At 70.3% G+C, this 23,479-nt stretch carries 26 protein-coding genes and 1 other RNA gene; 14 read left to right on the top strand and 13 right to left on the bottom strand.

Going from position 1 to position 23,479, the window contains the following annotated elements:
* Nucleotides 1-8 precede the first annotated feature (8 nt).
* Complete coding sequence (locus tag ACWF9G_RS08420; protein ID WP_379308680.1) at nucleotides 9-341, bottom strand: hypothetical protein; 333 nt, start codon at nucleotides 339-341, stop codon at nucleotides 9-11.
* A gap of 192 nt (nucleotides 342-533) precedes the next feature.
* Between ACWF9G_RS08420 and ACWF9G_RS08415 the strand changes: the two genes are divergently transcribed.
* Entirely contained in the window at nucleotides 534-899 is a 366-nt protein-coding gene (locus ACWF9G_RS08415) for a hypothetical protein (protein WP_452514552.1), read from the top strand.
* A gap of 67 nt (nucleotides 900-966) precedes the next feature.
* Here the strand turns inward: ACWF9G_RS08415 and rnpB are convergent.
* Nucleotides 967-1,371: RNase P RNA component class A (gene rnpB / locus ACWF9G_RS08410), an RNA gene on the bottom strand.
* Nucleotides 1,372-1,407: 36 nt separating this feature from the next.
* On the opposite strand from rnpB, the gene ACWF9G_RS08405 reads away from it, so the two are divergent.
* Together ACWF9G_RS08405 and ACWF9G_RS08400 are read left to right on the top strand one after the other, a co-directional pair.
* Nucleotides 1,408-2,295: an alpha/beta hydrolase gene (locus tag ACWF9G_RS08405; RefSeq protein WP_452514551.1), complete on the top strand. Its 888-nt coding sequence runs from the start codon at nucleotides 1,408-1,410 to the stop codon at nucleotides 2,293-2,295.
* 13 nt (nucleotides 2,296-2,308) lie between these two features.
* Nucleotides 2,309-2,884 carry an NUDIX domain-containing protein gene (locus ACWF9G_RS08400; protein WP_452514550.1) on the top strand — a complete coding sequence of 192 codons (576 nt, stop codon included), beginning with the start codon at nucleotides 2,309-2,311 and terminating at the stop codon, nucleotides 2,882-2,884.
* A 3-nt stretch (nucleotides 2,885-2,887) separates the two neighbouring features.
* Here ACWF9G_RS08400 and ACWF9G_RS08395 read toward each other — a convergent pair whose 3' ends face one another.
* From ACWF9G_RS08395 to ACWF9G_RS08365, 7 genes are all read right to left on the bottom strand, one after another.
* Nucleotides 2,888-3,289 (bottom strand): SgcJ/EcaC family oxidoreductase, encoded by a 402-nt coding sequence (locus ACWF9G_RS08395; protein WP_452514549.1) that lies wholly within the window; start codon nucleotides 3,287-3,289, stop codon nucleotides 2,888-2,890.
* 176 nt (nucleotides 3,290-3,465) lie between these two features.
* Nucleotides 3,466-3,954 (bottom strand): GNAT family N-acetyltransferase, encoded by a 489-nt coding sequence (locus tag ACWF9G_RS08390; protein WP_452514548.1) that lies wholly within the window; start codon nucleotides 3,952-3,954, stop codon nucleotides 3,466-3,468.
* A gap of 111 nt (nucleotides 3,955-4,065) precedes the next feature.
* Complete coding sequence (locus ACWF9G_RS08385; protein ID WP_379308085.1) at nucleotides 4,066-4,770, bottom strand: S1 family peptidase; 705 nt, start codon at nucleotides 4,768-4,770, stop codon at nucleotides 4,066-4,068.
* A gap of 125 nt (nucleotides 4,771-4,895) precedes the next feature.
* Nucleotides 4,896-6,104, bottom strand: coding sequence for a bifunctional RNase H/acid phosphatase (locus tag ACWF9G_RS08380; RefSeq protein WP_452514547.1), 1,209 nt, complete (start codon nucleotides 6,102-6,104; stop codon nucleotides 4,896-4,898).
* A 16-nt stretch (nucleotides 6,105-6,120) separates the two neighbouring features.
* Nucleotides 6,121-6,858 carry a zinc ribbon domain-containing protein gene (locus ACWF9G_RS08375; RefSeq protein WP_379308083.1) on the bottom strand — a complete coding sequence of 246 codons (738 nt, stop codon included), beginning with the start codon at nucleotides 6,856-6,858 and terminating at the stop codon, nucleotides 6,121-6,123.
* 130 nt (nucleotides 6,859-6,988) lie between these two features.
* The gene (locus tag ACWF9G_RS08370) at nucleotides 6,989-8,104 is read right to left on the bottom strand and encodes a Nif3-like dinuclear metal center hexameric protein (RefSeq protein ID WP_379308082.1); all 1,116 of its coding nucleotides are present in this window, start codon (nucleotides 8,102-8,104) and stop codon (nucleotides 6,989-6,991) included.
* Nucleotides 8,105-8,442: 338 nt separating this feature from the next.
* Complete coding sequence (locus tag ACWF9G_RS08365) at nucleotides 8,443-9,813, bottom strand: aminotransferase class I/II-fold pyridoxal phosphate-dependent enzyme (RefSeq protein ID WP_452514546.1); 1,371 nt, start codon at nucleotides 9,811-9,813, stop codon at nucleotides 8,443-8,445.
* A 52-nt stretch (nucleotides 9,814-9,865) separates the two neighbouring features.
* On the opposite strand from ACWF9G_RS08365, the gene ACWF9G_RS08360 reads away from it, so the two are divergent.
* A complete protein-coding gene (locus ACWF9G_RS08360; protein WP_379308080.1) occupies nucleotides 9,866-10,360 on the top strand; it encodes a low molecular weight protein-tyrosine-phosphatase in 495 nt (164 codons plus the stop codon).
* Nucleotides 10,360-11,232, top strand: coding sequence for an SURF1 family cytochrome oxidase biogenesis protein (locus ACWF9G_RS08355; RefSeq protein ID WP_379308079.1), 873 nt, complete (start codon nucleotides 10,360-10,362; stop codon nucleotides 11,230-11,232). The genes ACWF9G_RS08360 and ACWF9G_RS08355 overlap by 1 nt, the downstream gene beginning before the upstream one ends.
* Nucleotides 11,233-11,513: 281 nt before the next feature.
* Here ACWF9G_RS08355 and ACWF9G_RS08350 read toward each other — a convergent pair whose 3' ends face one another.
* Nucleotides 11,514-12,440 carry a cobalamin biosynthesis protein gene (locus tag ACWF9G_RS08350; protein ID WP_452514545.1) on the bottom strand — a complete coding sequence of 309 codons (927 nt, stop codon included), beginning with the start codon at nucleotides 12,438-12,440 and terminating at the stop codon, nucleotides 11,514-11,516.
* Between the two features lie 117 nt (nucleotides 12,441-12,557).
* Here ACWF9G_RS08350 and sigJ point away from each other — a divergent pair, with 117 nt between their 5' ends.
* Entirely contained in the window at nucleotides 12,558-13,496 is a 939-nt protein-coding gene (gene sigJ / locus ACWF9G_RS08345) for an RNA polymerase sigma factor SigJ (RefSeq protein WP_452514544.1), read from the top strand.
* Nucleotides 13,497-13,500: 4 nt separating this feature from the next.
* On the opposite strand, the gene ald is transcribed toward sigJ, so the two are convergent.
* On the bottom strand, nucleotides 13,501-14,613 hold the full coding sequence (ald, locus tag ACWF9G_RS08340; RefSeq protein WP_452514543.1) for an alanine dehydrogenase: 1,113 nt from the start codon (nucleotides 14,611-14,613) through the stop codon (nucleotides 13,501-13,503).
* 109 nt (nucleotides 14,614-14,722) lie between these two features.
* On the opposite strand from ald, the gene ACWF9G_RS08335 reads away from it, so the two are divergent.
* Both ACWF9G_RS08335 and ACWF9G_RS08330 read left to right on the top strand, forming a co-directional pair.
* On the top strand, nucleotides 14,723-14,986 hold the full coding sequence (locus tag ACWF9G_RS08335; protein WP_452514542.1) for a hypothetical protein: 264 nt from the start codon (nucleotides 14,723-14,725) through the stop codon (nucleotides 14,984-14,986).
* Between the two features lie 138 nt (nucleotides 14,987-15,124).
* Nucleotides 15,125-15,313: a hypothetical protein gene (locus tag ACWF9G_RS08330; protein ID WP_452514541.1), complete on the top strand. Its 189-nt coding sequence runs from the start codon at nucleotides 15,125-15,127 to the stop codon at nucleotides 15,311-15,313.
* A gap of 124 nt (nucleotides 15,314-15,437) precedes the next feature.
* Here ACWF9G_RS08330 and ACWF9G_RS08325 read toward each other — a convergent pair whose 3' ends face one another.
* A complete protein-coding gene (locus ACWF9G_RS08325; RefSeq protein WP_452514540.1) occupies nucleotides 15,438-16,208 on the bottom strand; it encodes an MBL fold metallo-hydrolase in 771 nt (256 codons plus the stop codon).
* A 71-nt stretch (nucleotides 16,209-16,279) separates the two neighbouring features.
* Here ACWF9G_RS08325 and ACWF9G_RS08320 point away from each other — a divergent pair, with 71 nt between their 5' ends.
* The 4 genes from ACWF9G_RS08320 to ACWF9G_RS08305 all read left to right on the top strand — a co-directional run bounded on the left by ACWF9G_RS08320 (nucleotide 16,280) and on the right by ACWF9G_RS08305 (nucleotide 18,695).
* Nucleotides 16,280-17,236, top strand: a complete 957-nt coding sequence (locus tag ACWF9G_RS08320; protein ID WP_452514539.1) for a GlxA family transcriptional regulator — start codon at nucleotides 16,280-16,282, stop codon at nucleotides 17,234-17,236.
* Between the two features lie 7 nt (nucleotides 17,237-17,243).
* Nucleotides 17,244-17,759: a gamma carbonic anhydrase family protein gene (locus ACWF9G_RS08315; RefSeq protein ID WP_379308071.1), complete on the top strand. Its 516-nt coding sequence runs from the start codon at nucleotides 17,244-17,246 to the stop codon at nucleotides 17,757-17,759.
* A 125-nt stretch (nucleotides 17,760-17,884) separates the two neighbouring features.
* Nucleotides 17,885-18,064 (top strand): hypothetical protein, encoded by a 180-nt coding sequence (locus ACWF9G_RS08310; RefSeq protein WP_379308095.1) that lies wholly within the window; start codon nucleotides 17,885-17,887, stop codon nucleotides 18,062-18,064.
* 7 nt (nucleotides 18,065-18,071) lie between these two features.
* Entirely contained in the window at nucleotides 18,072-18,695 is a 624-nt protein-coding gene (locus ACWF9G_RS08305; protein WP_452514538.1) for a TetR/AcrR family transcriptional regulator, read from the top strand.
* Nucleotides 18,696-18,736: 41 nt separating this feature from the next.
* On the opposite strand, the gene ACWF9G_RS08300 is transcribed toward ACWF9G_RS08305, so the two are convergent.
* The gene (locus ACWF9G_RS08300; protein WP_452514537.1) at nucleotides 18,737-20,584 is read right to left on the bottom strand and encodes an Eco57I restriction-modification methylase domain-containing protein; all 1,848 of its coding nucleotides are present in this window, start codon (nucleotides 20,582-20,584) and stop codon (nucleotides 18,737-18,739) included.
* A 208-nt stretch (nucleotides 20,585-20,792) separates the two neighbouring features.
* Between ACWF9G_RS08300 and ACWF9G_RS08295 the strand changes: the two genes are divergently transcribed.
* Both ACWF9G_RS08295 and ACWF9G_RS08290 read left to right on the top strand, forming a co-directional pair.
* Nucleotides 20,793-22,646 (top strand): vWA domain-containing protein, encoded by a 1,854-nt coding sequence (locus tag ACWF9G_RS08295; RefSeq protein ID WP_452514536.1) that lies wholly within the window; start codon nucleotides 20,793-20,795, stop codon nucleotides 22,644-22,646.
* Between the two features lie 123 nt (nucleotides 22,647-22,769).
* Nucleotides 22,770-23,465 carry a nitroreductase family protein gene (locus ACWF9G_RS08290; protein ID WP_452514535.1) on the top strand — a complete coding sequence of 232 codons (696 nt, stop codon included), beginning with the start codon at nucleotides 22,770-22,772 and terminating at the stop codon, nucleotides 23,463-23,465.
* The last annotated feature ends 14 nt before the right edge of the window (nucleotides 23,466-23,479 follow it).

Here is a 23,479-nt window from a genome sequence, read left to right as displayed (position 1 = left end):
GCGACTGACTACTGCAGTGCCAGCATGGTGCCGTTGAGCTGATCGAACGGGCCGTACACGGTGAACGTGACCCGGCCGTTGGGAACCGACGACGACACCGCCGCCGCCGCTGCGAGCGCCTGGCCGAACGAGGCCGCCGAGGGGTGCGGCAGACCGGCGACGGTCAGGCCGAACCGGGTCTGGTGGACCCAGGCGGTATCGGCCGGGCTGAGGTCGACCTGGACCCCACCCGACAGCGGGGTCACCGCGACCGCGCTCGCCGATCCGGCACCCAGCGAGGTGAATACCGCAGCGGCTCCGGCGATCAGTGCACCGGCGACAATGGAACGAACTACCCGCATGTAAATGTGACCTGCTTCCGCGATCGAATGTGATGGGCCCGCAACCGGTGGCTCGGGCCCTGCCGACGGCGATCACTCTATGACCTCGCTCACGTTCCCGGCGAGTTCCCGCGCATATTCGCCGTGGCGGTGTTTCCTCCCGTTAACCACACGGCAGGCGACTTGTTTTCTGGGGCGCTAGCATCCCGCTCCGTGAGTAGAACTTCCGCCGCCATCGCGGCCAGCGCCACCGTCTTCGCCCTGCTTCTGGCCGGCTGCAGCGACGACTCGTCCTCCACTGCCGCCTCCTCCTCGTCCGCCGCCCCGACCGCGCAGGTCGACTCGGGCAAGGCGGGCATGTTCGTGGTGAGCTACCGCAACGCGTTCCCGAAGCTGGCCGAGGGCCGCAACGACGCCGCGGTCAGCGGTGTGCTGACCCAGACCTGCGGCGAGATCAAGGCGGGCAAGCCGGAGTCCGACGTCGTCGCCTCGATCGTGCAGAGCTCCAAGAACGGCGCGACGGCCGCGACCACCGAGGAGGCGCAGGCGATCTTCCAGATGGCCAAGCTGATGTGCTGACCGGTATTCCCGGCTCGACGCGGCGGCGGTTCCCTCTCGGGACCGCCGCCTCGTCGTTCGTCGGAGGCGGACGAGCCGGCCTGTAAGCCGGATCCTGTCCCCGGTTCGCACCGGGGGGCGACCATCCATCTGGACACACCGTTGCCGGGTGCCTCGAGCGGTCCACCCGCAGGCTCGGGCGAGCAGCCCTCGAACACCTGCGCAGCCGCACCGCGAGGTGCGACCTTCGACCTTGCTCCGGGCGGGGTTTACCGAGCCGCCCCGGTCACCCGGGGCGCTGGTGCGCTCTTACCGCACCGTTTCACCCTTACCGCACGTGTGTGCGGCGGTCTGTTTTCTGTGGCACTGTCCCGCGGGTCACCCCGGGTTGCCGTTAGCAACCGCCCTGCTCTGTGGAGTCCGGACTTTCCTCGGCAGCGAGCAGCGGCGCCATCGCACCCGTTCTCGTCGCCGCGGTCGCCCGGCCGACTCGTCCGCTCGTACAGAGTACTCGGTACGGTTACGAGCCATGGAACGTGTCGACGTCAGTTTCCCCTCGGGTGACCAGCAGTGCGCTGCCTGGCTCTACCTACCCGACGGTGCGCCCCGGCCGCGCCCGCTGGTGATCATGGGACACGGGCTGGGGGCAACCCGCGAAATGGGGTTGGATCGGTATGCGCGGCGGTTCGTCGCGGCGGGAATGGGGGTGCTGGCGTTCGACTACCGGCATTTCGGGGACAGCGAGGGTGACCCACGCCAGGTGCTCAACATCGCCCGCCAGCGGCAGGACTGGAAGGCCGCAATCGCCTACGGGCGCAGTATCCGTGGGTTCGACGCGACCCGGATCGCGTTGTGGGGCACCTCGTTCGGCGGCGGGCATGTGCTCTCCGTCGCGCCCGACGACGACTACCTCGCCGCGGTGGTCGCGCAGGTGCCGTTCACCAGCGGGTGGGCCTCGGCGATGGCGAAGGGACCGATCAGCATCACCAAGGTCGTCACCATCGCGGGTGCCGACCTGCTGTTCGGCCCGATCCGGCGCAAGCCGGTGCGGATCCGGCTGGCCGGTCGCAAGCGCGCCGCGGCGCTGATGAGCGCGCCCGACGTGCCGGAGGGGTTCGGCAGGCTGGCCGAGGAGAGCGCGACCTACCAGCCGAAAGTCGGTGCGCGGGTAGCCTTCTCGGCCCTGTTCGATCGGCCCGGCCGACGGGCGAAGGCGCTGAAGGTGCCGGTGTTCTACGCGATCGCCGAGAACGATTCGATCGCGCCGCCCGCCCCGACCCGCAAGGCCGCCGAGCGCACCAAGCACGCGGTAGTCAAGCAGTACCCGGTCGGCCACTTCGACGTGTACTTCGACGACGTGTTCGAGCAGGTCGTGCGCGATCAGACCGACTTCCTGGTGTCCGTCCTGCGCCCGTGACCGGTGGGGCACCATGGATGTCATGGAACAGCTCAGCTCGCGCACGATCTATACCAATCCGTGGATGCGGCTGCGGGAGGACACCATTCGCCGCTCCGACGGATCCGTCGGGATCTACGCCGTGGTCGACAAGGCCGACTGGGCGATGGTCGTCCCGTTCGACGGGGAGGGTTTCCATCTGGTCGAGCAGTACCGGTATCCGCTGGGGACGCGGTGCTGGGAGTTCCCCGCCGGCACTCCGCCGCAGGGCACTGCCCCGACCCCGGTCGAGTTGGCGCACAACGAGTTGCGTGAGGAAACCGGGCTGCGGGCCGACCGGATGACGTTGCTCGGCACCATGGCCTCGGCGCCCGCCTCGAGCAGCCAGCGCGGCCACTGCTTCCTCGCCACCGGCCTTACTCCCGGGGAGCCGCAGCGCGAACCCGAGGAGCAGGACATGCGCATGGCCTGGTTCTCCCGCGCACAGCTCGAGGCGATGATTCTGCGCGGGGAGATCATCGACCCACACGCGGTGGCGGCCTACGGCCTGCTGCTCATGCACGAACGCGGCCTCGGTTCCCCGGCGGGCGGCGTTCACGTGCCGGGCTGAGCGCTACTGCGGTGCGATGCGGGTGTTCTGGAACGAGGTGAACAACCAGCGGCCACCGGTGCGCACGGCCGTGCGGATCTGCACCGTCGGGGTCCGCGGCGCCAGCGGGTCCGCGCGCAGGACACTCACTCCGTAGGTGACGAGGACAGCCAGGTCGGCGACCGGAAATCGCACGGTCGTGCGCTCCGGATCCGAGAGCCGGGTGCCGTGCATGAAGCCGTCGAAGCCTTCCTGCATGACCGTCGCCAATTCCGCACGGCCCTGGATGAACTCGCCGATCACGGAGACGAAATCGGCATCCTCGGTGAAGGTGGCGGCGAACGCGGTGCCGTCACCGGCAGCCCAGGCGGCGGACTGGGCTGCCAGCAGCTGCCGCACGGCGGCCGCATCAGCGTCTGTGGTCATCGTGGTCTCCTCTTCTCGCTGTGACGAGCCTACTGTGCGGTACTGCGGCTGTGCGAAACGCTCGATGTGCCACTGCTGGAACGCAATACGCTGCTGCCGACCGCTGGCTACGCCCCGCCTTCCATGAGTCGCCCGCCGCCCTCCGCACCATCGCTGCCGCATCACTCCGACCGGATTCAGAGCAGCAGGCGCATCTCGAATTCCATTCGGGGGTCGCCCGGCTCGACCGGCCCGCGCCGTCCCGTAGGCACGAATCCGTGCCGCCGGTACAGCTTCTCGGCGGCGGTATTGCCCTCGGCCACGTCAAGGCGCACCGTCGCACAGCCCCACTCCGCCGCCCAGCTCACTGCCGCGTCGATCAGCAGATCCGAGATACCGCGGCCGCGGACACGCGGATCCACCCACATCGAGATCAGGTGGGCGCTCGCCGCATCGGTGATCACCCCCACCGTGCCCACCGTCTCGGTGCCTGCCGTCGCCGCGAACTGCGCCCGCGCTCGCAGCACGTCCCGCCAGTCCTGCGCGGTCCGTGCCAGCGCCTGCTCGATGGTCTGGCCGAACACCGCCGGCGCGTCGCGCAGCGCGCGCAATCGCACCTCGCGGAATACCGCCCACTCGTCGGGCTCCAGCCGTCTGATTCCGACGGTGCCGTCAGTTTCCCCCATGCTGCGATTCCAGCATGCCGCCCCGGCGCCGGGCAACGCGATTTCGGGCTGGGAACGACGACAGGGGCGCATCACCGGGTGGGTGATGCGCCCCTGGGGGTCGAGCTGGGATCAGATCGGCTGGAAGCCCGCGCCGACGCCGCCTGCCCGGTTCAGCACCTCGAGGATGACCCCGATGGGCTGGAAGTAGGCGGGCGAGTGGATCGGGTTGGCGCCGCCGGTGCACGGGACGTCGAAGTCGAGCGGGCCCAGGCCGGTGAGCCTGCCCTGGTTCATGCCGACCAGGCGGTCGCCGACGACGACCGGGCCGCCGGAGTCGCCCGGCTGCGAGCAGTACTGGTTGATCGAGGTGCCTTCGAGCTCACCCCACACCACGCCGCAGCTGCGGCCGCTGGTGCGCCCGTCCGAGCACACCGTGGTGCCGGGTCCGGGCGGGCTGCCGATGCCGGCGACGGTGGTCTGGCCGACGGTGCGGACCGGCAGTACCTTCGACGCATCCAGCTGCAGGACAGCGAAATCCAGGTAGTCGCCGTCGTCGGAGAAGGCGACGGTGCCGATGACACCCGCGTTGAGCGCCTGCTCGGCGCCGACCCGCGCCCCCGTCGGCGCGCAGTGGCCGGCGGTGAGGCCGACAAGGCGGCCCGCGTTGTCATGGCCGATGGCGGTCAGCGAGCAACCGGAGTTGTTGTCGAAGACGATGCCCGAGGCCGCGCCGAGCACCACGCTCGGATCGGCCGACACGCTGCCCGCGCCTGCGGACGCGGTGAGCGCCCCCGCGATGGCCGCCGCGAACGCCGCCATCCGTAGAAACCTCATCAAGTACCTTTCTCGATGGCCGCGGCATTCCGCACGCCCGAGTACCTTTCGGGCGCCGGGGCGTCGTCGTTACGCCGACCGCGAACCGGGGCGACCGTACCGCGCCCCGGCGACAAGCGGCTAGCTCACAGGTAGGAAATGTCGTTGACGAGGCGGACAGAGGCGCCGCCGTCGGGGTAGAACTCGGCGATGCACAGCGACGCCAGGTCCAGGTGCAGGCGGTACAGCAGCGACGGGCCGACGCCGAGGGCCAGCTGCAGCAGCGTCTTGATCGGAGTGACATGGCTGACCACGACGATGTTCTGGCCCGGATACAGCGCGACCAGATCCCGGCGCACGCCCGCCACGCGTTCGCGCACCTGATCGAAGCTCTCGCCGCCGGGGGCGGGAATCGACGGGTCGCCGAGCCAGTCCGTGTGCAGTTGCGGATCGCGCTGGGCGGCCTCGGCGAAGGTGAGACCCTCCCAGTCGCCGAAATCGGTTTCGATCAAGCCGTCGAGGACACGCAACGGCACATCCAGGGCCGCGGCGGCGGCTTCGGCGGTGGACCGCGCGCGCTGCAGCGGAGAGGTCACGACGGCGGCGATATCACCCTTGGCGGCAAGCATTTTCGCGGCCCGCTCGGCCTGTTGGCGGCCGAGATCGGTGAGCGGCGGATTGCCGCGACCGGAGTAGCGGCGCTCGATCGACAGCTCGGTCTGGCCGTGACGCAGCAGCAACAGCCTCGTCGGCCTGCCGAGCGCACCGGTCCAGCCGGGAGCGTTGGCCGAAACCGGCTGTGCCGCTGTGGTCTCGCCATCGAGCGCCGGGTCAGCCGCGCCGGTATCGGCCTGCTCGCTCGCCCTGGCACCGGCGGCGGGCACGGCCACCTGGTCGCCCGGGGCGTGCCCGGCAGAGACGGCTTCGCGGACGGTGCCGACGACGGCGCCGTCGTCCATCGCCTCGTTCGCCAGCCGGTCGGCGTGGGAGTTCTCGGCGCGTGGAATCCAGGTGAAGCTCACCCGGTCGAAGCCCGCGACGAGCGCCCGCGCCTGTTCGGCGAGCGGAATCATCGACGGGTGCTTCACTTTCCAGCGTCCCGCCATCTGCTCGACGACGAGCTTGGAGTCCATCCGCACCGTGACCACCCGCGCACCGAGCTCGGCCGACGCCTCCAGACCGGCGATGAGACCGCGATATTCGGCGACATTGTTGGTGGCGATGCCGACGTATTCCTTGCGCTCGGCGAGCACCCGCACATGATCGGCGGCGAAGACCACCGCGCCGTAGCCGGCCGGGCCCGGATTGCCGCGCGAGCCACCGTCGGCTTCGACGATCACCTCGTGCACGCTCATCGGCGCACCGATCCGATCACAGCCCCGATTCCTTGGTACGCACCATGATCGCGCCGCACTCGGGGCAGCGGACCACGGCGTCGGGCGCGGCCTTGGCGATGCGCTGCATCTCGCCGCGATCGATCTCGATCCGGCAGGCGCCGCAGCGGCGGGCCTGCAACAGGGCTGCGCCGACGCCGTGCGCCGAACGCTGCTTGTCGTAGACGGCGAGCAGTTCGTCGGGGAACAGGCCGATCAGCCCGTCCCGGTCCTTGTCGCACCGCTGCTGCGCCACGTCGAGATCGGCCAGTGCCTCGTCGCGCAGGCGCTCGGCGTCGGCCAGGTCCTGATCGGCCTTGCTCAGGCGGGCGCCCGCGTGGTCGTGGTCGGCGGCCATGGCTTCGCGCTGCTCCATCACGGTCAGCAGCTCGTCCTCGAGCACCGAGCGGCGACGCTCCAGGCTGCCCAGCTCGTGCTGGATCTCGGAGAGCTGCTTGGCGGCGACGGTGCCCGCGGTGAGCATGCCGCGGTCGCGGTCCTCGCGCTTGCGGACGGCGTCGACCTCACCCTCTAGCTTGCGGATGTCGCGATCCAGATCGTCGATGCCGATCTCCACCGCGACGGCCGCGTCCTTATAGCCGTTGCGCTCGGCCGCCAGGCGCGCCACCTCCTGCTGCTCGGGCAGCGCGCCCCTGCGGTGCGCGATCCGCGTCAACTCGGCATCGACAGTGGCGAGCTGCAACAGCTTGGACTGGACCGACGGTTCGACATTCAACGCGCACGAACTCCTGAACACAGTGGACGGATGGGTTGTTCAACCGTACCGCGCCGCGGGGGGTGCGCACGCCATGACCCGAGGACTGCCGCCGGGCCGGCGTTCGCTCAGCCGTCGACGTGGGCGTGGGTCAGCCGGTGACCGTCCACGGGTCGGTGCGCAGGGTGGATACCCGCGTGGCCAGGCCGGGCAGGGCGGTGCGGACGATCTGCTCGGCCTGACCACACCAGGGGAACTCGGTGGCCCAGTGGGCGGCGTCGACGAGGGCGGGGCCGCCGCGGCGGAGGTGTTCGTCGACGGGGTGGTGGCGCAGGTCGGAGGTGAGGTAGGCGTCGACGCCGGCGCGGATGGCCGCGTTCAGGTAGGAGTCGCCCGCACCGCCGCAGACGGCCACCCGCTTGACGACGCGATCGGGGTCACCGGCCGCGCGGACGCCCCAGACGGTGCGCGGCAGGCCGACTCCGACGCGGGCGGTGAATTCGCGCAGGGTTTCGGGCTCGGGGAGTTCGCCGATGCGGCCGATGCCGAGCGAGGACGGCAGCGGTGCGCGTTCGGTGACGTGGTAGGCGGGTTCCTCGTACGGGTGGGCCGCGCGCAGGGCCGCCAGGACGGCCAGGCGCGAGGTCGGCGCCGCGACCACCTCGACGGCGTCCTCGGTGACGGTCTCGACGGTGCCGACGACGCCGAGCGCCGGATTCGCGCCGGGCAGCGGGCGGAACTGGCCGGTGCCCGCGGTGTACCAGGCGGCTTCGCGGTAGTCGCCGATCGCACCCGCGCCCGCGGTGAACAACGCCGACATGAGCGAGGCGGTGTGGGTCTGCGGGACCTGGATCACCCATTTGTCCACGGAGGCAACCGGTTTGGGGTCCAGCGGACCGGTGACCGTGAGGCCGACGGCGGCGGCCAGCGCATCGGAGACGCCGGGGTCGGCGGAGTCGGCGTTGGTGTGCGCGGAGAACAGGGCGCAGCCGGAGCGGATCAACCGGTGCAGCAGAGCGCCTTTGGGCGTGTCGGCGGCGACGGTGTCGACCCCGCGCAGCAGCAGCGGGTGGTGCACGACCAATGCCTGTGCGCCCCACTCGATCGCCTCGTCGACCACGGCGGCGGTGGCGTCGACCGCGAACACCACCTTGGTGACCTCCTGCGCCCGCTCACCACAGACGAGCCCGACCGAATCCCACGATTCGGCCAGCCTCGGCGGATACGCCGCGTCGAGCACCCCGATCAGTTCGGCCAGGTCGGTCACCGCCGCCTCCTTCGTTCCGTCGACATGCCCGTCACCCTCGGGGTGACGGGATCACCTTGCACCACAACGATGTCCGCCGATTTCCGGCCGCACCCGACTCGCCGACCCCAGCCGGTGCGGAGCGAGTAGACGCCGGGCTCCGGTGGCGGATCGATTCCCGGACTCCGTCGGCACCGACCTGCACCGACCTGCACCGACCTGCACCGACCTGCACCGACCTGCACCGACCTGCACCGACCTGCACCGACCTGCACCGACCTGCACCGACCTGCACCGAGGCGATATCACCCGTCGCCGAGCGGACGTCGAAACCGGCGTGCGGGGTTCGGCAGGCGCGCTCACCACAGCACGGCCCGCAGACCTTCGATCAACCGGTCGACTTCGGCCGGGCCGCGCACGGCCACGCGCAGATGGTCGGGGCTCAGACCGGGAAAAGTGTCGGCGCGACGGACGGCGATGCCGCGGTCGGCCAGGCGCTTGCGCACCAGTTCGCCGTCGGGGACGCGCAGCAGGAGGAACGGCCCGGCGGCCGGGGTGTGCACGTCGATCCCGAGAGCGGTCAGGCGATCGATCATGGCGGTGCGCTCGGCAGCGATCAGGCGGGCGTCGCGCTGGGACTCGACGACAGCCGACGGCGCGGCGGTGGCGATGATCGCCTCGAGCTGGAGGGTACCCAGCGGCCAGTGCGGACGACCGTGGCTGAGCCGGGCCAGCACCTCGGGAGCGCCGAGGGCGTAACCGCAACGCAGTCCGGCCAGCGCCCACGTCTTGGTGAGGCTGCGGAGCACGATCACGTCGGGTGCCGACAACGCGGCCAGTGACTCCGGCTCGGCGTGCAGTCCGGGGTCGGCGAGCGGCGCCGTCTCGGCATGCGCCACAGGCTCGGCATCCAGCGCAGGCTCGGCGGCCGCCACAGGCTCGGCGAGTGCCGCATGTTCGGCGTATGCCGCATGTTCGGCGTATGCCGCGGACTCCGCGGGCGCCACAGGCTCGGCGTGCTTTGCGGGCTCGGCGTGCAGCGCGGGCTCGGCGAGCAGCGCGGGCTCGGCGTGCAGCGCGGGCTCGGCGAGCAGCGCGGGCTCGGCGAGCAGCGCAGGCTCGCCGTGCAGCGCGGGCTCGGCGTGCTTTGCAGGCCCGGCGTGCAACGCGGGCTCGGCAAGGTCCCGCACCACCGCGTCGGCGAAGGCTTCGTCGACGACGACGAGGCGCCCTGGCCGCCGCAACGCGTGGATGGTGGCCGCCGGGTGCAGGATCGAGGTGGGGTTGGTTGGATTGCCGAGTACGACGAGATCGGCATCCTCGGGGACCAGCGCGGGGTCGAGTGTGTACGGCCGTTCCAAGATCACCCGCGTCACCGGGACGCCCGCTTCCCGCAATGCCAGTTCGGGCTCGGTGAAGGACGGGTGGATGACAGCGGCCAGGCGCGGGGCCAGGCGGGGCAGCATGGCGAACCCTTCGGCGGCGCCTGCCAGCAGCAGCACCTCGTCGGGGGTGCGGCCGTGGCGGGCGGCGACGGCGGCGCGGGCGGCGGCCTCGTCCTCAGCGCTCGGGTAGCGACCGAGGTCGTCCAGACGGGCGGCGAGGCGACGGCGCAGCCAGGCCGGTGGGGCGGCGCCGCGGACGTTCACCGCGAAATCGAGCATCCCAGGGCGCGCTTCCACGTCGCCGTGGTGGCGCAGCATCGCGGGGTCGACGGAGTCCTGGAACACAGTTGAACACCCTACGTGGCGGCGATTCGGCGGCTCGGGCGAGAATGGCTCCGTGGGACAGCTGCACGTGTCATTCATCTGCACAGGAAACATCTGCCGCTCGCCGATGGCGGCGAAGATGTTCGAGGCGCATCTGTACCGTGCCGGTCTCGCGAACCGGGTACGGGTGACCAGCGCGGGCACCGGATCGTGGCATGTCGGCGATCCGGCCGATCCGCGTACCGAGACGACGCTGCGCCACGCCGGCTATTCCACCGACCACATCGCGGCCACCTTCGGTCCCGAACATCGCGACGCCGACCTGATCGTCGCCCTCGACACCGGGCACGACCGGGAGCTGGCGCACCGCGGCGTGCCCACCGAACAGCGCAGGCTGCTGCGCAGCTTCGACCCCGCCGCCGACGGCCGTGACGTGCCCGACCCGTACTACGGCGACCAGTCCGACTTCGACCTGGTCCGCGATCAGATCGAAGCCGCTGTCCCCGGCCTGCTCGACTGGGTGCGCGCCGAACTCGACGTCCGCACCCCCGCCGACGCGCAACGCTGATGCGCAAACTCACGTTCCTGCTGCGCCCGAGCTGGCTCATCCTCGCCGTGATCGTCGCGGCGTTCGCCTACCTGTGCTTCACCGTCCTCGCGCCGTGGCAGCTGGGCAAGAACACCAGCACCGAGCACCGCAACCAGCTGATCGCCGACTCGGTGCAGGCCGACCCGGTGGACGTGGTCAGCGTTCTCGACGGAGACCCGACCGCGCACACCGAATGGCGCAAGGTCACCGCGAGCGGCGCGTTTGTCCCTGACTCGACCGTCCTGGTACGCCTGCGTCATCTCGACGGCGCCCCCGGCTACGCCGTCCTCGACGCCTTCCGCCTGGACGACGGCCGCACCCTGCTCGTCGACCGCGGCCTGGTCGCCGCCGTCGACGGCACCCGTCCCCCGGCGATCGCCGCGCCCCCGACCGGCCCCCAGCGCCTCGAAGCCCGCGTGCGCGCCTCCGAAGGCGTGGTCGCGGACAAGCCGCCGAGCACCCAGGACGGCTACCGCCAGGTGTATACGGTCGACACCGCCCAGGAATCCACCGTCCTCGGCACCCGGCTCACCGATATCCCCACCGGCACCGACAAGGGCGGCTACCTCCAACTGGCCGAGGGCCAGCCCGGCGCCTTCACCCCCACCCCGCTCCCCCAGCTCGACGCGGGCCCCTACCTCTCCTACGGCCTCCAATGGTTGGCCTTCGGCATCATGGCCCCCCTCGGCCTCGGCTATTTCGTCGTCGCCGAACTCCGCGCCCGCCGCCGCGACCGCGCCGGCACGGAAGGCACCTCGACCACCGAGACCACCCCGGCCGACGAGCAGGCCACCCCGGCCCCGCCGACCACCGAAGCCCGCCTGGCCGACCGCTACGGCCGCAACCGCTGACGCCGACACGACCTGCTTCGTCAAACCGGTATGCGGCGACATGCCGCGGGTGCTGACCATCGTGTTCGGCTTCGAAGCCGTCCAGCCCGGCCGCTGAGCACCGGCTGATCCGGCATACAGGCGAGGCGTCGAACGGACATCTTCGGCCGATGAACGCTCCCGTGTTCAGACCTCCACGTTCGGGTCCGCACGGCGTCTGTGCCCGTTCTGGTCTATCCAGCCCTCGTGATCATCCTGCTGATCAAGCGGCACTCCATAGAACCGGCCGCCGCTCAGACAGGTCAGCCCCGCACCGCGTGCATCCCCGCAACCAGCACCGATACCACCAGCGCGCCCACCTGAACCGCCTCGGACATGCGAACCGCCCGGCGCAGATCGGCCGTGGTCGGCGCGGGCCCGTCACCCAGCGTCGGCCGGAGTTCGGCACCGTGCCGGTACTGGGTCCGGCCACCGAGTCGAACACCGAGGGCACCGGCCATCGACGCTTCCACGACACCGGCATTCGGGCTCGGGTGCTTGGCCGCATCCCGCCGCCACGCCCGCCACGCGGCGGCGGGCGTCCCACCGACCAGCGGCGCGAGCGCGGCTGTGATCAGTCCGGTGACCCGGGCGGGAACGACATTCGCCAGATCATCGGTCCGCGCGGCAGCCCACCCGAACCGCAGGTACCGCTCGTTGCGGTAGCCGACCATCGCGTCGAGCGTGTTGACAGCCCGGTACCCGAGCAGCCCCGGCACCCCGGCGACAGCGCCCCACAGCAGCGGCGCGACGGTCGCGTCGGCGGTGTTCTCGGCGACCGATTCCAGCGCCGCGCGGGCCAGCCCGTCCGCGTCGAGCACCGACGGATCACGTCCGCACAGCGAGGGCAACAGCTCCCGTGCCCCGTCGATGTCACCGGCGTCGAGCCGCTCGGCCATCGCCTGCCCGGCGCGCGCCAGGCTGCGTCCGCCGAGGGCGGTCCACGTGGCCAGCGCGGTCGCGAGCACACCGCCGCGCGCGGCCAGCACCCCGATCCCGACCACCGAGCCCACCGCGACCACCTCGTGCACCACACCGGCACGTCGATCGTCGGCATAGGTCATCTGTTCCAAAGCCGCTGCCGCTGAGCCGAATCCGGCCACCGGATGCCAGCGGCGCGGATCGGCGAACACTCGATCGAGCGCGAATCCCAGCATCAGCCCGACCGCGGTCGATGTCCCCTTCTGCACCCGGCCGAGGGTAGCCGACAGCGGGAATGTCACACCCGTCCCCGCTGGTTCGTCATCTCTGCGACCACCCTCATACACTCGCCCGGACCGGGCCAGACGACCGAACGGCGAACCACGATGACCGACGCACCCCAGCAGCTCGACCAGGCCGAACTGGCCCGCCGCTTCGAGGAACACCGCCCCTATCTGCGCCGCCTCGCCTACAGCACGCTCGGCAGCCTCACCGACGCCGAGGACGTGGTGCAGGACGCGTGGCTGCGCCTGCAACGCCACCACGAGGCGGGCAAGGCGGGCGAGATCGACAATCTGCGCGCCTGGCTGACCACCGTTACCGGCAGGCTCGCCCTCGATCAGCTCGGTTCGGCGCGTGCCCGCCGCGAACAGTATGTCGGCGAGTGGCTGCCGGAACCGCAGGTCACCACCTGGGACGACCCGGCCGACCGGATCTCCCAGGACGAACGGGTCACCACCGCGCTGCTGGTCGTGCTGGAATCGCTGTCCCCGGCTGAGCGAACGGCTTTCGTCTTGCAGGACGTGTTCGGCATGACCGGTCCCGAGGTCGCCGAGGTCGTCGGCCGCACCCCGGCCGCCGTCCGTCAGCTCGCCTCCCGTGCCCGCAAGCACGTGGAGTCCGGCACCCCGCGCTTCCCCGCCTCGCCCGCCGAACAGGAGAAGGTCGTCTCGGCGTTCTCGCTGGCCTGGCGCTCGGGCGATCTGAGCTCGCTGCTCGGCATCCTCGACGAGAACGTGGTACTCACCGCCGACGGTGGCGGCAAGGTGCCCGCCATCCGCCAGCCGCTGCACGGCGCCGAGCTCATCGCCAAGGCGCTGCTCGGTTGGTACCACGCGCCGTCGGCGTCCGGGGCGTGGGGCCGGGCGGTCCTGGTCAACGGTGTGCCCGGCCTGGTGGTGTTCGACGGCGCCAATACCGGCGTCTTCTCGTTCGTCATCGATGCGGGCCGCATCGTCGCGATCAATATCGTCCGCAACCCCGACAAGCTGCACGACCTGCCGACCGAGGGCGCACCGGACTGGTACCTGGGCGCAGGCGAGTAGGAGCTCAGACGCCGAGCGAATACCCGTGCGCCGCGGCCACTTCGGATGACAGCAGTTTTCCGTCGACGGCCGTGAGCCCGGCAGCCAGTCCGGGATCGGCGGCGCACGCACCACGCCAGCCCTGGTCGGCGATCGCGGTCGCGAACGGCAGGGTGGCGTTGGTGAGGGCAACGGTGGAGGTGTGCGGCACGGCGCCCGGCATGTTCGCGACGCAGTAGAACAGCGAATTCGCCACGGGGAAGGTGGGATCGGCGTGCGTCGTCGGCCGGGTGGAGGCGAAGCAGCCGCCCTGGTCGACGGCGATGTCGACGAGCACCGAACCGGGTCGCATCCCCGCGACGAGCTCGTCGGACACCAGCTTGGGCGCCTTGGCGCCGGGCACCAGCACCGACCCGATCACCAGATCAGCGGCGAGCACGGCCTTTTCGATCTCGAGCGCGTGCGAGGCGAGGGTGCCGACCCGGCCCGCGAAGCGGGCGTCGAGCTCGCGCAACCGCGCCAGATTGGTATCGAGGACGCTCACCCTGGCGCCCATCCCGACCGCGACGCTCGCCGCGTTGGTCCCCGCGACGCCGCCGCCGAGCACCACCACATCAGCCGGGCGCACACCGGGGACCCCGCCGAGCAACGTGCCCTCGCCGCCCATCGGCGCCATCAGGTGATAGGCGCCCACCTGGGTGCCGAGCTTGCCCGCGACCTCGCTCATCGGCGCGAGCAGCGGCAGCGAACCGTCCGCGCCCCGCACCGTTTCATACGCGATCGCGGTGATCCCGGAGTCCAGGATCGCGTCGGTGCATTCCTTCGACGCGGCCAGGTGCAGATAGGTGAACAGCACCTGGTCGCGCCGCATCCGCGAATACTCCTGCACGATGGGCTCTTTCACCTTCAGGATCAGCCCGGCCTCGGCCCAGACCGCGTCGGCGTCCGGCACGATCCTGGCGCCCGCGGCGAGATAGTCCTCGTCGCCGAATCCCGAACCTGTTCCGGCACCGGCCTGCACGAGCACCTCGTGCCCGTGCGCGGCCAGTTCGGTGGCGCCCGCCGGGGTGAGCGCCACCCGGAACTCCTGCGGTTTGACCTCCGCCGGCACACCGATCGTTTCGCCTGTTCCCGTCATTGCGCCAGCTTAGGACTCCCGCCGACGGGAGTCAGCCGGTTGGATCATCGCGTGTCGGAGCCAGGTTCACGGTGACGGTGTCACCGATGCCGCCGCGGGAGCGGCGCCGGTGGTGGTCGTCGCAGGCGGCGCGGCGGACGTAGCCGCCGGTGTGGTCGTCACCGGTTGCGTCGTGGCAGGCGGCGCGACGGTGGTCGTCGGCGGTGTTTCGCCGCACTCGCCGGGGCCACAGTTGTCGGTGCCGCAATCCGGACCCGGCATGCAGGTGTGGCCCGGCGGCAATCCGCATTCGTTGTGTCCACAGCTGTCCGTGCCGCAATCCGGGCCCGGCACACAGGTGTATCCCGGCGGCGGCTCCTGCGTCGGCGACTGATACCACGACGACTCCGGCGCCTGCGTGGGCGAGTGATACCACGACGACTCCGGCGCGGACTGGCCACCCGGCACCGCGGCACCGCCGTCGCCCGGATTCGCAGACGGCGTCACCGAACTCGTCGCAGGCTTCGTCGTGGTGACCGAGGTCTGGGACACCGAACTCGACCCCGGCTCACCCGTACCTGACCCGTTCGACGAACATGCGGTCAACGCCAACACCAACGCGACCAGGGCCAGCAGCACCCGCACCAGCGCGCGTGACCGGCCACTCCTTCGCTTCTTCAGCAACTCATCTCCTGCAGTGGTGGAAACCCGCGCCCGGTGAACCTGGCGCGGGCGATCGAATCCCCGAGTTCTGAAACCAGTCGTTTCGACAACTAATCATTTTGTCTGCGGCCGCCGTTAACAGTCCTGACCGGCCGCAGCCTCGGAAGCGCAGCCAGCAGCCCTCAGACCGCGAATACCTCACCCCGCACCGGAATGCGAAGCTGCCCAGCGCGATCGGCATACGCGAAGGTGCGCTCGAGATAGTCCAGCGACTCGCTGAAGTGGCCCCAGCCCTCCGCGTGCACCGCGACGACGACCGCGTCACCGAGAACGGCGGCGGCCTGAACGGCGGTGCGCGCGTTGAGCGTCACGTCGCTGTCGCCGAACCGGCCGATATTCGCGGCGCCGATATTGAGCACCGCGACGTCGATCCGCCCGATCCGCTCGACGATCTGCTCGACCAAGGGGACGGACGCGTTGTCGCCGGAGACGTAGACGGTCGGCTCCCCCTCGGCACGCAGTACGAAACCGGTGACCACGCCGCTGAGCGGCTCGCAGCCCTCGGGCCCGTGCAGCGCGGGCACCGCGGTGACCTCGACATCGCCGACCGTGACGGTCTCCCATGGGACCAGCCCGCGCACGCCGTCGATCCGGCCCGCGGCATCGGGTGTCGAGAGCACGGTCTCGACCTGAGCCAGCAGCGCACGCCCCGCGGTGTCGAGGTTGTCGGCGTGCTGATCGTGCGAGAGCAGCACGACATCGATCGTGCCGATCGCCTCGACCGGCACGGCGGGACCGCTGAGCTTGTGCAGCGTGATCGGCCCCGGGTAGTCGCCCGGCTCGTCGAAGGTCGGGTCGGTGAGCCAGGTCAGGCCCGCGTACCGGAAGCGCAGGGTCGGACCACCGATGTGCAAGGCGTCGAGCAGCATTGGGCGGGTGATCGTCTCGGTCATGCCGACAACTTTCGCCGACGGCGACACTCCACGACAGTGGCCTCCAGGTCGACCATCGCTAAGATCGGGCCATGCGCTCGGTGGCGGTCATCGCGTTCGACGGGATCAGTCCGTTCCATCTGTCGGTGCCGACGCTGGTGCTCGGCCGGTCCGGCACCGGCATCGACGGCGATTCGCCCTACGACGTGCGAGTATGCGCCGAGCAACCCGGAACCCTTTCCACCGCAGCGGGTTTCGACATCACCGTGCATCACGGCCTCGACACGGTGGCCACGGCCGAGCTGGTGGTCTTCCCCGGCTGGCTGCGCGGCCTGGACGTCTCCCCCGCTCTGAACGACGCGGTGCACACCGCGCACGCGAACGGCGCCCGGCTGGTCGGCCTGTGCCTCGGCGCCTGGGCGATCGCGGCGACGGGCCTGGCCGACGGCCGCGAACTCACCACGCACTGGGCCGCCGCGGAGGCCATGGCCCGCGCCTATCCGCGAGTCCGGGTGCGCGCCGACACGCTGTGGACCGACCTCGGCGACGTGATCACCTCCGCGGGCGTCGCCGCCGCCCTGGACTGCTGCCTGCACATCGTCCGCGGCGACCTCGGCGCCCGCGCCGCCACCGAGCTGGCCCGCGCGCTGGTCACCGCGCCGCACCGCAACGGTTCGCAGGCCCAGTTCATCCCGGTCGCGGTCCCCGAGGAGGACACCGCAGACCCGATCGAGCAGGCGATGGTGTGGGCGCGCACCCACCTCGAGACGGGGATCGATCTCGACATCTGGTCGCGCGCGGCGCTCATGTCGCGACGCACCTTCACCCGGCGCTTCCGCGAACGCACTGGCACCAGCCCCCAGCAGTGGCTGTTGCAGCAGCGCACCGACCATGCCCGGCTGCTGCTGGAGGCGACCGACGAGACCGTCGACCGGATCGCGCGCGACACCGGTTTCGGCAGCGCGGTGAGCCTGCGCCACCACTTCCATCGCATGCTCGGCACCAGTCCGGCGGCCCACCGCGCCCAGTTCCGCGGGGCGGCGCGATAATCACCGCATGATCATCAAGGTGTCCGGGTTCGCGCCGGAAATCGACGACACTGCCTGGATCGCGCCGAACGCGACCGTCATCGGACGGGTGAGCCTGGCCGCCGAGGTCGGCGTCTGGTATTCGGCTGTGCTGCGGGGCGACCTCGAGCAGATCATTCTTGGCGCGCGCACCAATATCCAGGACGGTTGCGTCCTGCATGCCGACCCCGGTTTCCCGCTCACCGTCGGCAGTGGAGTCTCGGTGGGACACAACGCGATTCTGCACGGCTGCACCATCGGCGACGACGTTCTGGTCGGCATGGGCGCGACCGTCCTCAACGGCGCGGTGATCGGCGCGGGCAGCCTGATCGCGGCCAATGCCCTGATCCCCGAGGGTGCGCAGATTCCGCCCGGCTCGCTGGTCGCCGGTGTTCCTGGCAAGGTGCGCCGGGAGCTGACCGAGGCGCAGCAGGACGGGATCAAGCTCAACGCGGCCGTCTATGTGCACAATCTGGCGGCGCATCGCACGGCCGAGGTGTTGTGAGTCGTCACACTGAGCAAGTGACCAGTTGGGATACCTGATAGCATTTGCCCTGCGTATTGCGTCCGGCCATAGAGTGCGGCGGCCGGCACCGGATACGCGAGGTAGGAGGTATCACGGTGGCATACATGCATTCCGGTGTGCACCGAGCAGGGGGACGGCTCAGCGTGGCCGATATCGCCGCCCAGCCCGGCGGAATCGAGGCACTCCAGTGCCGGGTTCACGAATTACGTTCTCGCGGGGTTCACTTCGCGGCCAATGCGATCGAGCAGGAGATGGTCGCGCTGGATCTGTCGCCACAAGGATAATGGGACGATGCCTACCGTCTCGTCGATCCTCGCGCGGATACTGGAAAAGCCCGTCACCGACGGGGAGAAGCTGCTCGACAGTGCGCTGTCGGCGTTTCTCGACTTCGGCATCAAACGCACGAGTATGGGCGAGATCGCCCGGCGGGCAGGCATCAGCCCCGCCACCCTGTACCGGCGCTACGAATCCAAGAACGACCTGGTCGAAGCGGTGGGCGTGCGGGAGGCCCAGCGCTATGTCGCCGAGATCGACGAGCGGGTGCGCGCGGTCACCGAGCCCGGCGAACAGCTCGTCGAGATCTTCGTCGCGTTCGTGACGACCATCGCGGGCAACGAACTGCTGCGCAGGCTGCTCGGCACCGAACCGGAGATCATCCTGCCCAGGCTCACCACCGAAGCGGGCCCGATCCTCGCGGTCGGGCGCGGCTATCTGGCCGACAAGCTGCGCGAATTGCAGGCGGGCGCGACGGTCCCCGACTTCGAACCCGACCTGGTCGCCGAGATCATGGCGCGGCTCGCTCTCTCGCTGGCGCTCACCCCGGACGGCCTCATCCCCCTCGACGACCCGGCGGCGGGCCGCGACTTCGCCCGCCGCACCCTGCTACCGATGGTCGGCATCCGCGTCGCTCACTGAGCGTTGGCACCGGCGCAAACGTGCAATCCGGGGCCGCTCAGTCAGAATTCTGACTGCATCGCACCGTTTCGCACGTTGACGCCAGGCACCCCGAACGCGGCGGCGACGGCCTCGTCGATGCTCGCCTCCGCCACGGGAACACCGTCTTCCAGCACGCCACGCACTCGCGCCACGATCGCCGCCGCCGCCGGGCACGCCGGATCGGGCAGCGGCAACCGGGCCACGTACTGGGTGATCCAGCGCCGCCGTCCCGAATACAGCCGATTGCCGCATACCGCGTCGTAGAACCGCAGTCCCAGGGCCGAATTCGCCACACCCATCAGCAGATACGCGAGATCGGTCGCCTGCTCTCCAGTTCCGAGATCGGTGAGCGAGATCCAGTAGCAGTCGCCGTTGACCACCGCGCCGGACCGGTCCAGCGCGAACCGGGGCCGTTCGCTGATGTCGGGGAACACCAGTTTCGGCGCGCCCCACAGGTGCGGGCGCTGCGGAACCCAGATCTCGAACCACTTCCGGCCGCCGTCGAGCACGTACCTGCGGCCGGACAGCACCCGCTCGTGTGAGCGCAGATACTCCGCGGCGGAGGGGAATTCGGCGAGGTCGATGGGTGTGCGGCGCGGCTGCAGGAGGTCGTAGGGGTAGAGGACCCTGGTGCCGCGGTCCCGCCCGATCCGCCACGGTTGCAGATCGTGGTGGGTGATCAACTGCCGCAACAGTTCCGGTTCCGGCGTCGGGTCCATCTGGTCCCAGCGGTCGGAGATGAACACCCGGTCGGCGGTGGTCTTGATGCCGACGCGGATGCGGGCGGTGTCGCCGAAGGTACGCCAGGTGCTGTCCGCGATGGTGCTGAGCCAGCTGTCGAGGGCGGGGCGCGACATGCGCCAGGCGGTGTCGCCGGACAGGTCGCCGGCTCGCGCGGCGGTCGACCTGACGAGCTCCGAGGGGTCCGCACCTGGTCGAGCGTCGCCTCGCTCCCGAGACCGTCGGCCGCACCCGGTCGGTGTCGTGTCCGGGTGCGACGCGCTCGTCGACGACATTCGCCGCGGTCGTTTGCCGACCATCCCGTCGTCCGATCCCGTGGACAGCACACCCACTTCGACGGCGAACACCCGTCCGCCGTCGCCGACCAGGCAGGCGCTGTCCCCGGCCAGCGCATCGAACAAGCGGGTGGTGCAGTCGGGTTCGGCGCCGGGTTCTTCGTAGACCGAGACATACCGGCAGTCGCAGTCCGTGGGCGCGCGCGTGGCGACCGTGACCGCGGGCAGCACCGCGGCCGCGAAGAGCTTGGTGTCGCCGAGGTCGTAGAGCTCGGCCGGATGCAGCTCGCTGGTGAGGATCCGGCGCATATTCGCACCGGCCCTGGTGGTGAGAAAGCGGTTGGCACAGAGCAATCCGAGGACGCCGTCGGCGGCGAGCAGCCGGGGCGCGATCGCCACGAACGGATGGGTGAGGTCGATGCGCCCGCGCAGACCGAACTGCTTGCTCAGCAGCCGTGCCGTCGAACCGCCGAGCTGCTGGGTCCGCACATACGGCGGATTGCTGATGACGAGGTCGAACGAACCGTCGGCGATGCGACCCGACGCGGCGAGAAAATCGCCTGCCCGGCAATCGATCTCGATGCCGGCGGCGGCGGCGCGCTCGGCCGTTTCGCCGACGGCCCGCCGGTCCAGGTCGTAGCCGGTCAGCCGTACCGTGACATCCGGTGCGGCCTCCCGCTGCACCGCGAGGAGTAGCTCGCCGTCACCGCAGGCCGGATCGAGCACCCGGAGCTCACCGGTGCGTGGCGCGTGCAGTAGCGCCCGTCGCGCCAGGAACCGCGCCAGCGCGGGTGGGGTGTAATGCCTGCCGTGCCGTTTGCGCTCCTGCGCGTCCCGGGCCTGCGAAGCCATGCGCTCGATTGTGCCCCGGGAGGCCGTTGTCGTGCGGCAGGCGCGAGGACGCGGACAGGCATCCGAGCGAAAAACCGATTGCTACCTGCCAAGACATCATTTCGTCCGGCAAACGGTGGCTTGTGCCACCGATTTTGGGGTCACTACCGGCCATGACCAGTCTGTATCGTCTGTCCGGTTTCATTCCGAGTGATGAAGTTCGAGGACGATGTCGAGATTCAGGACACTGACGGCGGCACTGACCGCCGCAGCGCTCACCTTGCTGCCCGCAGCACTACCCGGGGCGGCGCATGCCGACCCGGCGCAGTACGCACCGACCATGCTCATCCTGGACGCGTCCGGGTCCATGCAGCGCCCCGACCAGGGTGCCACCATGATGGATTCGGCGAAGAAGGCCGTGCGTACCTTCGTCGACTCGGCGCCGGCCGAAGCCGAGGTCGGGCTCGCCACCTACGGCACCGGCACCGGCAACGACGAGGCCGACAAGGCGGCGGGCTGCCGCGACGTCCAGATCTTGCAGCAGCCCGACACCATCGACAAGCCCGCGCTCACCAGCGCCGTCGACGGTATCCAGGCCCGCGGTTGGACCCCCATGGGCACCGCGCTGCGCCAGGCGGCAGACGCGCTGCCGTCGTCGGGGCCGCGCTCGATCGTGCTCGTCTCCGACGGTGACGACACCTGCGCGCCGCCCGACCCCTGCGAGGTCGCCAAGGAACTGAAGCAGAAGGGTGTCGACCTCGTTGTCCACTCCATCGGTTTCGCCGTCGACGACAAGGCGCGCGCCCAGCTCACCTGCATGGCGCAGGCTACCGGCGGCACCTACAGCGACGCCGCCGACGGCGCCGCACTGGAACAGATTCTGCCCAGGGTGAGTTCGGCCGCCCTGCGCAACTACCAGGCCACCGGCACCCCGATCACCGGCACCGCCACCTACGACACCGCCCCGGTCGCGAAGCCCGGTCAGTACCTCGACACCATCGGCCAGCACGAGAAGCGGTTCTACGCCGTCGACGTGCCCGCCGGAGCGACGGCGTACTTCACCGGCATCGTCGCCTTCCCCCGAGCGCCCCTCGGCGCCGCCACCGGCGGAATCAGCGCGCTGGAATTGCGCGTCTACGGCCGCGACGGCGCGTACTGCAACATCCGGGAACGTGAGCTCGAATCGCGCACCGGCGACGGCGTCGCATTCACGGTCAGCAACACCCTGGAGCGGGCCACCGAGGAGCCGAGCGGCGGCAGCTCCGACTCCTGCAAGGGCGGCGGCCGCTACTACTACGAACTCCATTGGGATGAGGTCCCCGCCGGCCTGCCCGCGCGGCTACCGGTGGAGCTGATCGTCGGGATCGAACCGGGTGTCACCGATCCCGGCCCGAGCTCGGTCACGAAGAAGACGTCGTTCGCCGCACCGGCGGGCCCGGCCGAGCCGGTCAGCGGCGGCGGATCGTTCACCGTCGCCACGACTCTCGACGGGAGCGGCAAGTACACCGACACGATCCAGAACGGCGAATACGTCTTCTACAAGGTGCGCCTGAACTGGGGCCAGGGGCTGGCCTATCGCGTACGGTTCGCCGAAACCGGCGGGGCGGGATACACCACAGCCACGAACGTCACCACGACCGTGTACTCGCCGGTCGGCGGCCAGATCCACGAGGACACGAACGCTTACACCGGGCGGCAGGCCACGGATCTCGAAGGCGCGACCGTCCCGATCCGCTACGCGAACCGAGACGCCGACGAGATCCCCGTGCAGCAGCAGTCGGTGGCCGGGTGGTACTACATCGCAGTCAAGATCGGGATGCCGTCGGGCACGACGGCCATGCCGCCGACTCCGGTCGAACTCGACCTCACCGTCGCGGGTGCCGCCGAGGCGGGGCCGACCTACCTGACCGCTAGTCCCGACGTGCTCGGTGAGCAGTCACAGCCCGGCACCGAAAAGCCTGTCGCCGTGAGTGGTTCGGACTCGAGGACGCCCTGGTTCGCCATGGCCGGCATCGGTGTCGGCGTGGTCGCTCTGATCGGCATCGGTATCGCGATCCGGTTGGTCTCCCGGCGTCGCGCCTGATTCACTTCCCGAGCCCGCCCGCACCCGAATTCGTGGTGCGGGCGGGTTCCGCGTTCCCGGCCCTACTGCTAACGTGGTCTCAAAATGAGACTAGGTCTCCGTACCGACCGAGGGAGCCGCACGATGGCGCCGACCGACCACGACACCAGCGATTTCGCCGCACTCCAGCGCCTGGCCGACGAGCGCTGGACCTGCAGGCAATTCCGCCCCGACGAGGTCGACCGCGCGACCATCGAACGACTGCTGAGCCTCGCCCAGCGCACCCCGTCGTGGTGCAACACCCAGCCGTGGCAGGTCGTCGTCACCGCGGGCGAAGGCACCGAGCGATTCCGCAAGGAACTGCTCACCCACATCCAGACCAACGGCACCGCACCGGATTTCGAGTTCCCCGCCCAGTACGCCGGTGCCTACCGCGACCGCCGACGCGAGTGTGGCTTCCAGCTCTACGACAGCGTCGGCATCGCCAAGGGCGATCACGAGAAGACACTGCGCCAGATGGTCCGCAACTTCGAATTCTTCGACGCGCCCCACGTCGCCATCGTCACCTCCGAAGCCGACCTCGGCGTCTACGGCGCCATCGACTGCGGCCTCTGGCTCGAATCCTTCCTCCTCGGCGCCCAAGCCCTCGGCCTCGCCGCCGCCCCCCAAGCCGCCCTGGCCTCCTACTCCCCCTTCCTCCGCGACCACTTCGACCTCCCCACCCACCGCAAGGTCGTCTTCGGCGTCTCCTTCGGCTACCCCGACCTCGACCACCCGATCAACACCTTCCGCACCGCCCGCGCTCCCCTGGACGACCAGATCACCTGGCACACCAGCTGATTCGAGATCACCAC

Source organism: Nocardia sp. NPDC055029 (assembly GCF_053608525.1).
This window is presented reverse-complemented; position numbering and strand designations above follow the sequence as displayed.

Excerpts from the sequence above, each read along its gene's own strand:
- ACWF9G_RS08290 (WP_452514535.1), top strand. The coding sequence starts at position 22,770 with ATGGCGCCGACCGACCACGACACCAGCGATTTCGCCGCACTCCAGCGC.
- ACWF9G_RS08385 (WP_379308085.1), bottom strand. The coding sequence starts at position 4,770 with ATGAGGTTTCTACGGATGGCGGCGTTCGCGGCGGCCATCGCGGGGGCG.
- ACWF9G_RS08380 (WP_452514547.1), bottom strand. The coding sequence starts at position 6,104 with ATGAGCGTGCACGAGGTGATCGTCGAAGCCGACGGTGGCTCGCGCGGC.
- ACWF9G_RS08295 (WP_452514536.1), top strand. The coding sequence starts at position 20,793 with ATGTCGAGATTCAGGACACTGACGGCGGCACTGACCGCCGCAGCGCTC.
- ACWF9G_RS08355 (WP_379308079.1), top strand. The coding sequence starts at position 10,360 with ATGCGCAAACTCACGTTCCTGCTGCGCCCGAGCTGGCTCATCCTCGCC.
- ACWF9G_RS08315 (WP_379308071.1), top strand. The coding sequence starts at position 17,244 with ATGATCATCAAGGTGTCCGGGTTCGCGCCGGAAATCGACGACACTGCC.
- ACWF9G_RS08395 (WP_452514549.1), bottom strand. The coding sequence starts at position 3,289 with ATGACCACAGACGCTGATGCGGCCGCCGTGCGGCAGCTGCTGGCAGCC.
- ACWF9G_RS08400 (WP_452514550.1), top strand. The coding sequence starts at position 2,309 with ATGGATGTCATGGAACAGCTCAGCTCGCGCACGATCTATACCAATCCG.
- ACWF9G_RS08405 (WP_452514551.1), top strand. The coding sequence starts at position 1,408 with ATGGAACGTGTCGACGTCAGTTTCCCCTCGGGTGACCAGCAGTGCGCT.
- ald (WP_452514543.1), bottom strand. The coding sequence starts at position 14,613 with ATGACGGGAACAGGCGAAACGATCGGTGTGCCGGCGGAGGTCAAACCG.
- ACWF9G_RS08325 (WP_452514540.1), bottom strand. The coding sequence starts at position 16,208 with ATGACCGAGACGATCACCCGCCCAATGCTGCTCGACGCCTTGCACATC.
- ACWF9G_RS08390 (WP_452514548.1), bottom strand. The coding sequence starts at position 3,954 with ATGGGGGAAACTGACGGCACCGTCGGAATCAGACGGCTGGAGCCCGAC.
- ACWF9G_RS08310 (WP_379308095.1), top strand. The coding sequence starts at position 17,885 with ATGCATTCCGGTGTGCACCGAGCAGGGGGACGGCTCAGCGTGGCCGAT.
- ACWF9G_RS08300 (WP_452514537.1), bottom strand. The coding sequence starts at position 20,584 with ATGGCTTCGCAGGCCCGGGACGCGCAGGAGCGCAAACGGCACGGCAGG.
- sigJ (WP_452514544.1), top strand. The coding sequence starts at position 12,558 with ATGACCGACGCACCCCAGCAGCTCGACCAGGCCGAACTGGCCCGCCGC.
- ACWF9G_RS08420 (WP_379308680.1), bottom strand. The coding sequence starts at position 341 with ATGCGGGTAGTTCGTTCCATTGTCGCCGGTGCACTGATCGCCGGAGCC.
- ACWF9G_RS08320 (WP_452514539.1), top strand. The coding sequence starts at position 16,280 with ATGCGCTCGGTGGCGGTCATCGCGTTCGACGGGATCAGTCCGTTCCAT.
- ACWF9G_RS08305 (WP_452514538.1), top strand. The coding sequence starts at position 18,072 with ATGCCTACCGTCTCGTCGATCCTCGCGCGGATACTGGAAAAGCCCGTC.